Source organism: Pseudomonas sp. MRSN 12121 (assembly GCF_000931465.1).
Classification (GTDB): Bacteria; Pseudomonadota; Gammaproteobacteria; order Pseudomonadales; family Pseudomonadaceae; genus Aquipseudomonas.
Genome location: NZ_CP010892.1, coordinates 5,824,891 through 5,836,297 on the forward strand (window position 1 = coordinate 5,824,891; position 11,407 = coordinate 5,836,297).

At 65.7% G+C, this 11,407-nt stretch carries 9 protein-coding genes; 1 reads left to right on the top strand and 8 read right to left on the bottom strand.

Annotated elements, in window-relative coordinates; all coding sequences use genetic code 11:
- Positions 1-336: 336 nt before the first annotated feature.
- From TO66_RS26495 to TO66_RS26505, 4 genes are read right to left on the bottom strand one after another with little or no spacing between them, the layout of a single operon-like run.
- Complete coding sequence (locus tag TO66_RS26495) at positions 337-3,501, bottom strand: efflux RND transporter permease subunit (protein ID WP_044465054.1); 3,165 nt, start codon at positions 3,499-3,501, stop codon at positions 337-339.
- 41 nt (positions 3,502-3,542) lie between these two features.
- Positions 3,543-4,772, bottom strand: a complete 1,230-nt coding sequence (locus TO66_RS26500) for an efflux RND transporter periplasmic adaptor subunit (RefSeq protein ID WP_044465055.1) — start codon at positions 4,770-4,772, stop codon at positions 3,543-3,545.
- 50 nt (positions 4,773-4,822) lie between these two features.
- Positions 4,823-4,975, bottom strand: coding sequence for a hypothetical protein (locus TO66_RS33500; RefSeq protein ID WP_156162103.1), 153 nt, complete (start codon positions 4,973-4,975; stop codon positions 4,823-4,825).
- Positions 4,972-6,237, bottom strand: coding sequence for a TolC family protein (locus tag TO66_RS26505; RefSeq protein ID WP_044465056.1), 1,266 nt, complete (start codon positions 6,235-6,237; stop codon positions 4,972-4,974). The genes TO66_RS33500 and TO66_RS26505 overlap by 4 nt, the downstream gene beginning before the upstream one ends.
- 388 nt (positions 6,238-6,625) lie before the next feature.
- Here TO66_RS26505 and TO66_RS26510 point away from each other — a divergent pair, with 388 nt between their 5' ends.
- Positions 6,626-7,300 carry a heavy metal response regulator transcription factor gene (locus TO66_RS26510; protein WP_044465057.1) on the top strand — a complete coding sequence of 225 codons (675 nt, stop codon included), beginning with the start codon at positions 6,626-6,628 and terminating at the stop codon, positions 7,298-7,300.
- A gap of 394 nt (positions 7,301-7,694) precedes the next feature.
- Here TO66_RS26510 and TO66_RS26515 read toward each other — a convergent pair whose 3' ends face one another.
- The 4 genes from TO66_RS26515 to TO66_RS26530 form a co-directional block, all read right to left on the bottom strand.
- Positions 7,695-8,600 (bottom strand): cation diffusion facilitator family transporter, encoded by a 906-nt coding sequence (locus tag TO66_RS26515; protein WP_044465058.1) that lies wholly within the window; start codon positions 8,598-8,600, stop codon positions 7,695-7,697.
- Positions 8,601-8,719: 119 nt separating this feature from the next.
- Positions 8,720-9,268, bottom strand: a complete 549-nt coding sequence (pseH, locus tag TO66_RS26520) for a UDP-4-amino-4,6-dideoxy-N-acetyl-beta-L-altrosamine N-acetyltransferase (protein ID WP_044465059.1) — start codon at positions 9,266-9,268, stop codon at positions 8,720-8,722.
- A gap of 63 nt (positions 9,269-9,331) precedes the next feature.
- The gene (locus TO66_RS26525) at positions 9,332-9,853 is read right to left on the bottom strand and encodes a hypothetical protein (RefSeq protein ID WP_230013375.1); all 522 of its coding nucleotides are present in this window, start codon (positions 9,851-9,853) and stop codon (positions 9,332-9,334) included.
- A 193-nt stretch (positions 9,854-10,046) separates the two neighbouring features.
- Entirely contained in the window at positions 10,047-11,369 is a 1,323-nt protein-coding gene (locus TO66_RS26530) for an MFS transporter (RefSeq protein ID WP_044465060.1), read from the bottom strand.
- Positions 11,370-11,407: the final 38 nt, after the last annotated feature.

Below are 11,407 nucleotides of genomic sequence, written 5' to 3' on the forward strand. Positions count from 1 at the left end.
GCTGCGATAGGACCGAAGGTCCTCCAGCGCCCTCAAGATCCTGCGCCCGCTTCGCGGTCGATCGCAGCCTCGCCAGGGCTCGGCAGCGGCTACAGGGATATCCGAATACAGGAACATCCAAACTCAGGGACAACGCGGGCTCTGTAGCCGCTGTCGAGCGCCAGCGAGGCTGCGATAGGACCGAAGGTCCTCCAGCGCCCTCAAGATCCTGCGCCCGCTTCGCGGTCGATCGCAGCCTCGCCAAGGCTCGGCAGCGGCTACAGGGTTATCCGAAGGCGACAAAGAAAACCCCGCCTGCGGATGGCCGAGGCGGGGTTCGGGGAGGCTGGGCGAGGGTCAGTCGTTCAGCAGTTCCTGCAGCTCTTGCTCTTCTTCCTTGCGGTGCGCCCAGTGGTAGAGCGCCGGCAGTACCAGCAGGGTCAGGGCGGTGGACGAGATGATGCCGCCGATGACCACCGTGGCCAGCGGCCGCTGCACTTCGGCGCCGGTGCCGGTGGCCAGGGCCATGGGGATGAACCCCAGCGATGCCACCAGGGCGGTCATCAGCACCGGCCGCAGGCGGGTCAGCGCGCCTTCGTTGACCGCCGCGGCGAGCATCCGGCCCTCTTCGCGCAGGCCGCGGATAAAGGCGATCATCACCAGGCCGTTGAGCACCGCCACCCCCGACAGCGCGATGAACCCCACCCCCGCCGAGATCGACAGCGGTATGTCGCGCAGCCACAGGGCCATGATCCCGCCGGTCAGGGCGAAGGGAATCCCGGTGAACACCAGCAACCCATCCTTGAGGTTGTTGAACATCATGAACAACAGGCCGAACACCAGCAGCAGCGCCACCGGCACCACGATCTCCAGGCGCTTGGAGGCCTCCTGCAACTGCTCGAACTGGCCGCCCCAGGTGATCCAGTAACCGGTCGGGATCTTCACCTGGGCGCCGATGGCCTGGGTCGCCTCCTCGACGAAGGAGCCCATGTCCCGTCCGCGCACGTTGGCGCTGACGATCACCAGGCGCTTGCCGTTCTCGCGGCTGACCTGCGCCGGGCCGAGTACCAGGTCGACGCTGGCCACTTCCGACAGGGCGATGAAGCCCAGCTGGCCGTTGACGCTGTTCGCCGTGGCCGCCACCGGGATCAACAGGCGCGACAGGCCGTCGATGTCGGTGCGCAAGTTATCGGCCATGCGCACCAGCATGTCGAAGCGCCGGTCGCCCTCGTACAGGATGCCCGCCTTGCGCCCACCCACGGCAATCGCCACGGCGTCCTGCACATCGCCGACATTGAGGCCGAAACGCGCGGCCTTGTCGCGGTCGACATTCACCGTCAGCACCGGCAGGCCGGTGGTCTGCTGCACCTTCACTTCGGCGGCGCCATCGATCTTCTGCAGCGTCTGCGAGATCTGTTCGGCGGTCTGGTTCAGCACGTCCATGTCGTCGCCGAAGACCTTCACCGCGACGTCGCTGCGCACCCCGGAAATCAGCTCGTTGAAGCGCAGCTGGATCGGTTGCGACAGCTCGTAGACGTTACCCGGCAGGCTGTTGCTGGCCCGCTCGATGTCGGCAATGATCGCCTCGCGCGACTTTTTCGGGTCCGGCCATTGCTCCTTCGGCTTGAGCATCAGGTAGGCATCGGAAATGTTCGGCGGCATCACGTCCGAGGCGATCTCGGCGGTCCCGGTCCGGGCGAATACCCGCTCGATTTCCGGCACCTGGGCCAGCAGGGTCTTCTCCAGGGTTTTCTGCATCTCCACCGATTGCGTCAGGCTGGCATCCGGCACGCGCATCGCCTGCTGGGCGAAGTCGCCTTCGCTCAGGCTGGGGATGAATTCGCTGCCCATGCGGCTGGCCACCAGGCCCGAGACCAGCACGCTGAGAAACGCCAGGCCAAAGGCCAGCGAACGATGGCTCATGACCCAGCGCAGCACCGGCTCGTAGCCGCGGCGCGCACCGCGCATGACGAAGTTTTCTTCCTCCTTGACCTTGCCCGTGACGAACAGCGCGATCGCCGCCGGCACGAAGGTCACCGACAGGATCATCGCCCCCAGCAAGGCGATCACCACGGTGAAGGCCATCGGGTGGAACATCTTCCCGGCCACGCCGGACAGGGCGAAGATCGGCAGGTACACCACCATGATGATCAACTGCCCGAAGATCAGCGCCCGCCGTGCTTCCTTGGCCGCGGCGAAGACTTCGTGCAGGCGCTCGGAACGGGTGAGCATGCGCCCATGGTGCTGCTGGGCGTGGGCCAGGCGGCGAATGGCGTTCTCGACGATCACCACCGCGCCGTCGACGATGATGCCGAAGTCCAGCGCGCCGAGGCTCATCAGGTTGGCACTGACCTTGTTGGTGAACATGCCGGTGAAGGTGAACAGCATGGCCAGCGGAATCACCATCGCGGTGATCAGCGCAGCGCGGATATTGCCCAGGAACAGGAACAGGATGGCGATGACCAGCAGCGCGCCTTCGATCAGGTTCTTCTTCACCGTGGCCACGGCCTTGTCCACCAGGTTGGTGCGGTCGTACACGGTAACCGCCGTCACGCCCTGGGGCAGCGAACGGTTGATCTCGGCGAGTTTTTCCGCCACCACCCGGGACACTGTGCGGCTGTTTTCCCCCACCAGCATGAACACCGTACCGAGCACCACTTCGCGGCCGTTCTCGGTGGCCGCGCCGGTGCGCAGTTCACGGCCGATATCCACGCTCGCCACGTTGCTGACGCGGATCGGCGTACCGTCCACGGTGTTGATCACGATGTTGGCGATGTCTTCGATGGACTTGACCTGCCCCGGCGCGCGGATCAGCAACTGCTGGCCGTTGCGCTCGATGTAGCCGGCGCCGACGTTGGCGTTGTTGCGGTCCAGGGCGGTCATCAGGTCGCTCAGGGTCAGGTTGTAGGCCGCCAGCCGCTTGGGGTCCGGGGCGATCTGATAGAGCTTGGCGAAACCGCCGATGGTGTTGATCTCGGCCACCCCCGGCACGTTGCGCAGTTGCGGGGCGATGACCCAGTCCTGGATCACCCGCAGGTCGGTGGGGGTGTAGGGCGTACCGTCTTCCTTGCGCGCGCCCGGCTCGGCTTCCACCGTCCAGAAGAAGATCTCGCCGAGGCCCGTGGAGATCGGCCCCATGCTCGCCTCCACGCCTTCGGGCAACTGCTCGCGGGCCACTTGCAGGCGCTCGTTGACCAGTTGCCGGGCGAAGTACAGGTCGGTGCCTTCCTTGAAAATCACCGTGACCTGGGACAGGCCCGAGCGCGAAGTCGAGCGCGTCTGCTCCAGGCCCGGCAGGCCGGCCATGGCCACTTCCACCGGGTAGGTGATGCGCTGCTCGGTTTCCAGCGGCGAATAGCCGGGCATGCTGGCGTTGACCTGGACCTGGACGTTGGTGATGTCCGGCACCGCGTCGATCGGCAGTTTCTGGTAGCTGCCGATGCCCACCGCGGCCATCAGCAGCACCGCTAGCAGCACGACGATGCGCTGCTCGATGGCGAATTGAATGATGCGTTCAAACATGGGAAGTCATTCTCCAGGGAAACGTGGGCTGATAAGGCAGGTCAATGGCCATGCTCGGCCGAGCCTTTGCCCAGTTCGGACTTGAGGATGAAGCTGCCGGCGGCCGCCACCTGCACCCCGGCCTGCAACCCTTCCTTGATTTCGACGAAGCCGCCTTCGCTGCCGCCCAGCACCACGGGCATGGCCTGGAAGCCATCGGCGACCCGCACGAATACCGACGGCTTGTCCTCCACGGTCTGGATCGCCTCCTGCGGCACGGTGACCCCAGCCTGGTAGGTGTCGGTCGCCACCTGCACCGAGACGAACAGCCCCGGTCGCCACAGGTCGTCCGGGTTGGGCACGGTGACCCGCACCGTGGCGGTCCGGGTCTGCTCGCCCAGCAGGCTGCCGACATAGGCCACGGTGCCCTGCACCTGGGTGCCCAGTTCCGTGGACTGCACCCGCACCGGCTTGCCTACCCGGACCTTGTTCAGGTCCTTGGGAAACACGCCGAAGGTGACCCACACGCGGGACAGGTCGGACAAGGTGAACGCCGCGCTGGTCTCGCCCACGACCTCGCCGACGCTCAGGTGTTTCTCCACCACCACGCCGTCGAACGGCGCGCGCATTTCATAGCGGTTGCCCCCGGCCAGCACGGTGCTGCCGCTCAGGGCGGTCATTTTCTGCCGGGCGTTGTTCAGGGCGATTTCCGCCTCCTGCAGGGTCTGCCGCGCCAGCAGGTAATCCTGCTCGGCGGAGATCTGGTCGACCCACAGCTGGCGTTCGCGCTGGAAGGTGGTGCGTGCCAGTTCGACCCGGCGCTCGGCGGCGGCCAGCTCGCTGCGCTGGTCGGAAATCTGCTGGCTGGCGATTACCGCCAGCAGGTCGCCCTTCTTCACCGTCTGGCCGAGATTGGCCGCCACCGACTCCACCACCCCGGCCGCGCGCGGCACGATATGCGAGGTGCGGTCTTCGTCGAAGCGGATCTCCCCCGGCAGCGTCAGCAGGCTGCTGAGGTCGCGCGGCGCGGCCGTGGCCAGTTGAATCCCGGCGGCCTGGATCTGCTCGGCGCTGAGCTCGACCTTGCCTTCCTCCTCGGCATGGGCCTCGCCCTGCGGCTCCCCTTCGCCTTCCTGATGCGTCTCGCCGTCCTTGTGCGTGTCGGCCTTGGTTGCGGGTTCTGCCTGCGCGACCAGCGGCGCCTCCTGGAACGGCCGTTGCCACACCAGCCCGGCCACGCCGAGCGCGACGGCCACGGCCAGCGCCAAGGCAATGTTTCGTTTCTTGTCCATGAATGCTCCTGAAAAAATCGACTCGACCGCCGTCCGCCAACAACGGCGCGTCACGAGGCCTGTGGAAAAAAGAAATCGCCCAGCGCCCGATGCAGCTCATGCAGGCACCAGTGGGCCTGGGTTTCCTCGACCCGGACCGACATGCTGCAGTCCGTGAACAACAACCCGCCGAGGCCCAGCAGGACGAACGCCAGCGCTCTCACAGCGCGCGGTCGGTGCCGGCGAGGTCACCGTAGATGCGTTCGATGCGCACCCAGGCATCGGTGGACTGGGCCACGGCGGCGATGTACTGGGTCCGCGCACTGATCAGCGTGCGCTGGGCGTCGAGGACCTCGATGAAGTTGAACTTGCCCATCTCGAAACCTCGGGTGGCGGTGTCCACGGCGTTTTGCGCGGCCGGCAGGATCACCTGGTTGAACGACTGCACTTCGCTGCTGGCGGTACTCCATTGATCGAGGGCCTGCCGGGTTTCGGCGCGCAGGCGCAGCTCCGCGGCGTTGCGCAGGTCACGGGCCTGGTCGGCACGGCGCGCGGCCGACAGCACGTTGCCCTGGTTGCGGTTGAACAGCGGCAGCGGCATCGACACCCCGACCACGTTGACCCGCTCGCGCACGCTGGCGTCGTACTGACTGCCCACGCTGATATCGAGGTCGGGAATGCGCTGGGTCTTTTCCAGCCCCAGGGAGGCCTCGCGCTGCACCACCTGCATCTCGGCCAGACGCAGTTCGGTGGTCTCCGGCAAGCGGGCCAGCAATTGCGCCGGAGGGGGCAGCGGCGGCAACGCGCCGGATGGCTCGGCGACCGCGCTGAAGTTGGTGCTGGCGGCGCCGGTCACGGTCGCCAGCTGGCGATAGGCATTGGCCTGGTCCATCTCGGCGCGACTCAGTTCCAGGCGCACTTCCGACAGCTGGACCTGGGCGCGGGTAGCCTCCACCGGCGAGGCCTTGCCCGCGCTCACCCGCCCCTTGGCCACCGTCAGGCCGCGCTCGGCCAGGGCCAGGGAGCGGCCGGCCAGGGCGCTGCGTTCCTGGGCGCGCACGGCCCCGTAGTAGGCGGCGATCACATCGGCGCGCAACTGGTTGCGCTGGCGTGCCAGCTCCAGCGCCGCGGCGTCCTGGGCACGGCTGGCGACATCGATGCGCGCCCCGCGCTTGCCGCCCAGTTCCAGGGTCTGGCTGAGCTTGACGGTGGTGGTGCGCGAACTGCGGCGGGTGTCTTCGGCGTCCCAGGACAACACCGGGTTGGGGATCAGCCCGGCCTGCTGCCGACCGCCCTGGGCAATGTCGATTTCCCAGCGTGCGGCGGCCAGGTCGGGGTTGTTGGCGAAGGCCTCCGCCAGGGCGGTGTCGAGGCTCAGCACCCCGTTCTCGGCCGCCGCGGCTTGCTGCAACGAGGCACTGGCCAACAGCAGGCAGCCGGACAAGGCACCGACTATCCAGGCAAGTTTCTTAATGGTGGTTGGCATAACGCTTTCTGGCCCCTTACCGATACAGAGTGACGGCGGGGGCTGAGCGGCGCGAAGCAATCGAAGCGACACGACACCTCAACACCGCGCCTGTAAAACAATTAACAGGTGCGTATCAAGTGCCGGCCAAATGTAGCGTTCAGTACTTATCGACAGGGTGGCGCAAAAATTACAAATCCGTTAGCAAACGCTCTACCTCGGGCTTCTGTATTAACATCCCAGCAATCGAATCAATAGCGAATGAAGTAAGCCAACAACTTGAAATATAGAGAAACAACTTCCCCCCGCACCACACTTTCAAACTTTGAAAGTTGAACGGCGCAATCCGTTACTTCAATCGAAGTTATTGGCTCTCTCCACCGCAGCAAACACCGAGGCTACTATCAGCATGCGCATTCTGGTGATCGAGGATGAACCGAAAACTGCCGACTACTTGCATCAGGGATTGAGCGAAAGCGGCTATGTCGTCGATTGCGCCAGCAATGGCGCCGACGGCCTGCACCTGACCCGCCAGCACGCCTACGACCTGGTGATCCTCGACGTCAATCTGCCGGAGCTGGACGGTTGGGGGGTGCTGCAGCGCATTCGCCAGAACAGCAATACGCGGATCATGATGCTCACCGCCCAGGGGCGGCTGGTCGACCGGATCAAGGGCCTGGACCTGGGCGCCGACGATTACCTGGTCAAGCCGTTCGAGTTCCCCGAACTGCTGGCGCGGGTGCGCAGCCTGCTGCGGCGCAGCGAGCAGTCACCGACGCCGGATGTGCTGCGGGTGGCCGACCTGGAGCTGGACCAGGGGCGTCACCGGGCCTTTCGCGGCAAGCAACGCATCGACCTGACCACCAAGGAATTCGCCCTGCTGCACCTGCTGATGCGCCAGACCGGCGTGGTGCTGTCGCGGACCCAGATCATCTCGTTCGTCTGGGACATGAATTTCGATTGCGACACCAATGTGGTGGAAGTCTCGATCCGCCGCCTGCGTGCCAAGATCGACGACCCGTTCGAGAGCAAGCTGATCCACACCCTGCGCGGCGTCGGCTACGTGCTCGAAGAACGCGATTGAAAGATTCGGCAGACACGATCGCTGTAGCCGCTGTCGAGCACTAGCGAGGCTGCGATAGGACCGAAGGTCCTCCAGCGACCTCGAGATCCTGCGCCCGCTTCGTCGGAATGCCGCCCAGGTCGTTCGCAGCCTCGCCAAGGCTCGGCAGCGGCTACAGAAGTTCGGTGACGCGGTGGTGTAGCCGCTGTCGAGCGCCAGCGAGGCTGCGATAGGACCGCAGGTCCTCCAGCGACCTCGAGATCCTGCGCCCGCTCCGCGGTCGATCGCAGCCTCGCCAAGGCTCCGCAGCGGCTACAGAAGTTCGGCAAACACGATCGGTGTAGCCGCTGTCGAGCGCCAGCGAGGCTGCGATAGGTCCGCAGGACCTCCGGCGCCCTCAAGAGCGGCACCGGGATCAATGCACGTGTTCTTCATGCCCCTGTTCATGAAAGCCGGCCTGTTCGACCTGGACCGTCACATGGGAGATCTCGAACCTTTCATGCATCAGTTCGGTAACCTCGCCCAGGATCTGCTGCTCGCTGCGTCGCCCGAGGTCGGCCACCAGGTGCGCGCTCATCACGTTCTTGCCGCTGGTCAGGGCCCACAGGTGCAGGTCGTGGATATCTGTCACCCCGTCTATGGCGCGGATGGCCTGCTCGACCTGATCGATATCGAGGCCGTCCGGCACCCCTTGCAACAGCACGTTCATGCTCTCGCGCAGCAACGTCCAGGTCCGCGGCAGCACCCAGAAACCGATGGCCGCCGCCACCACCGAGTCGACCCAGCCCCAGCCGGTGAACATGATCACCAGCGCCGCGATGATCACCCCGAGGGAGCCGAGCATGTCGCTCCACACCTCCAGGTAAGCGCCCTTGACGTTGAGGCTCTCGCCGCTCGCCGTGGCCAGCAGGCGCATGGAAATCAGGTTGACGATCAGCCCCAGCACCGCGATCACCAGCATCCCCGTCGACTGGATTTCCGCTGGCGCCGACAGCCGCTGCCAGGCCTCGTACAGGATGTAGAAGGCCACCACGAACAACAGGATGGCGTTGAACGCCGCGGCGAGAATCTCGAAGCGCGCATAGCCGAAGGTGCGCTTGCGGTCGGCCGCGCGCTTGCCGATCTGGATCGCCACCAGGGAAATCGCCAGCGCCAGCGCGTCGGTCATCATGTGCGCGGCATCGGACAACAGCGCCAGGCTGCCCGTGACGAAGGCGCCGATCACCTCGGCGATCATGAAGCTGCCCGTCAGCCCCAGGGCCATCCATAACTTGCGTTCGTGTCCGGCCCGAACCTGTCCGTGACTGTGCCCTGCGCCCATGAAAGCCCCCTGCCTGTGAAAAACATCGTGGCTGATGATAGCCGGCCCGGGCCGGTCCCCCGGGCAAAATGACGAAATGGTCATGCCCTCGACAGCCGGCAGTTATCCGCGGCGGGCCCTCAGCGCCCCAGCCGCGCCATCACCGCGAGCATGTCCGGGCGACGGGCGGCCCACTCCTCACGGGTGATACCGAGCAGCATCACGTCGATGCGCTGGCCGTCCTTCTCGACGTTCTGCCGGCGCACCCCCTCAAGGACAAAACCGAATTTCTGGTGCAGGCGAATCACCGCCTGGTTCAGCGCCAGCACCTCGCAGTTGAGCTTCGCCAGGCCCGCTGCGCCGAAGGCATGGTCGAGCAGCCAGAATTCCAATTGGCTGCCCAGGCCCTTGCCCTGCAGGCCGCTGTCCAGATAGAAGGCCCAGTCGGCGCTCTTGTGCAGGGCATTGATCGCGTTCAGCGACACCACGCCACTGGCGACGCCGTCTTGCAGCACCACGAATACCGACTGGCGCGGGTTGCCCACCAGCGAGTCGAGCCAGGCGCGGTGCTCGGCCTCGGAAATCTCGTGGGAGGTGTACATGTACTTGCGCACATCCGGCTGGTTGCGCAACTCGCGAACGCGCGCCTGTACCTGTGCGCAGGTTTCGAGTATCGGCACTACCTGCATGGCATGGCTCCTGGCCTGGAACGAATGCCGCACAGCCTAGGGGCATCGGCGCCAGGCGGCAATTCAAAAAATCCCGGCGCGCGGCACGGCCCTGCGCCGCCGCGCCCAGTGCAGGCCGAAGCACACCAGGCTGCTGCCGAAGGCCATGCCCAGCATGCCCGACGGCGACTCACGCTCGCGGCGGCTGTCCAGGCACTCCATGGCGCTGGCGCACTGGGCGTTGCACAGCGGCTGGTCATCGAGGGTGCACGTCAGCAACGCATCGCGCAGGTGGGTGAAGGTGACGGTGTGCCCCAGCAAGCGGTCGGCGTCGGCGTTCAGGTAGCTGATGCCGCGAATCGCCTTGAGCCGGGTGTACTCGCCGCTGTCCGCGTCCTCCACCAGTACCCCGCCGCGATCGACATACAGCACCTTGCCGGTGAGGGATTCGACACTGGCGCCATCCAGCCCGTAGTCGACCAGGTTGAAGACCCACAGATACAGCACGAGAAAGAACAGGCCGAGGGCCAATGACAACCACGCCGCCTGCAACAACAGCGGCAACCGCGAGAAATCGCGCAGGGAACACAGGACGGACCGGATCAAGGCAGCTCCCGAAAACTGGCGCGTGGACCGCGCGCTTTTTTTCGAGAGATTAGCGGGTTAACGGCACTTGGCTAAGCACAACCTGCGGCGGCGAAAGCCCCGAACCACGCCGTTCTGACGGCGAAGGCTCTAGGCCGCGCGCCCAGCGAGGATTTCGTGGTTGAAAAATTTTCGCGCGCCCGGTGACGAGGCCTCAGGAGCCCGTGCACACCCCGGGCACGGCCCCCTGGGCCAGCCTGGGCATGCGCGTGCCGAAATAACCGGCGCCGAGCACGCCCACCGCGCCCATCACCGCGCAGAAGATCACACAGATCCAGGGGCTCCAGGGCATCAGGCCGATCAACAGCAACGGCGTGATACTCGCCCACAGCGCGTAGGCGATGTTGTAGGTAAAGGAAATGCCGGAGACGCGGATCCGCGCCGGGAACAGGCCGACCATCACCGACGGCACCGCCCCCACCACGCCGCAGCACAGGCCGGCGATGGCATAGGCCAGGCCGACCCACTCGCCGCCGCCGATCAGGCAGGCGTAAAGCAGGCCGATGCCCAGCGGCAGCAGCAGGCTGTAGAGCATCACCGTGCGCCAGGCACCGAGGCGATCGACGATCAGCCCGGCCAGCACGCAACCGATGTTCAGGAACACGATGCCCAGGCTGCTCAGGGCGAAGGTATGGCTGGCGCTCATGCCGAAGGTCTTCTGCATCATGGTCGGGGTGATGACCACGAACACCACCACCGCCGAGGTCAGCACGCAGGTCAGAATCGCCGCCGGCAGCAACGCCAGGCGATGCTCGCGCAGCACGGTGCGCAACGGCAGCTCGACGAGGCTTTCGCGTTGCTCCTGCATCGCCATGAACACCGGGGTTTCGCTGAGCCAGCGGCGCAGCCAGACACCGATCACGCCGAACGCGCCACCGAGCAGGAAGGGATAGCGCCAGGCGTAGGCGAGGATTTCCTCGGGGGTGAACAGGCGTGCCAGCAGGGTCGCGGTCAGCGCGCCGATCAGGTAGCCGAAGGTCAGCCCGGCCTGCAGGAAACCCAGGGCATAACCGCGATGGCCGACCGGCGCATGCTCGGCGACGAACACCCAGGCGCTCGGCACTTCGCCGCCCACCGCCGCGCCTTGCAGCACCCGCAGCACCAGCAGCAACAGCGGCGCGAAATAACCGATCTGCGCGTAGGTCGGCATGATGCCGATCAGCAGGCACGGCAAGGCCATCATCAGGATGCTCAGGCTGAACACCCTCTTGCGCCCCAGGCGGTCGGCGAAGTGGGCCATGAAGATGCCGCCCAGCGGCCGCGCCAGGTAGCCGGTGACGAAGATCCCGAAGCTCTGCAGCAGCCGCAGCCACTCGGGCATTTCCGGTGGAAAGAACAGCTGGCTGAGGGTCAGGGCGAAAAACACGAAGATGATGAAATCGTAGATTTCCAGGGCGCCGCCCAGCGCCGCCAGGCCCAGGGTCTTGTAGTCGGACCGGGAAAACGGCGCCGGCCGCGCGTCGGGGATCAGGGACATAAGGCCACTCGGTATTGGGCAGAATTCAAGGCGCCCAT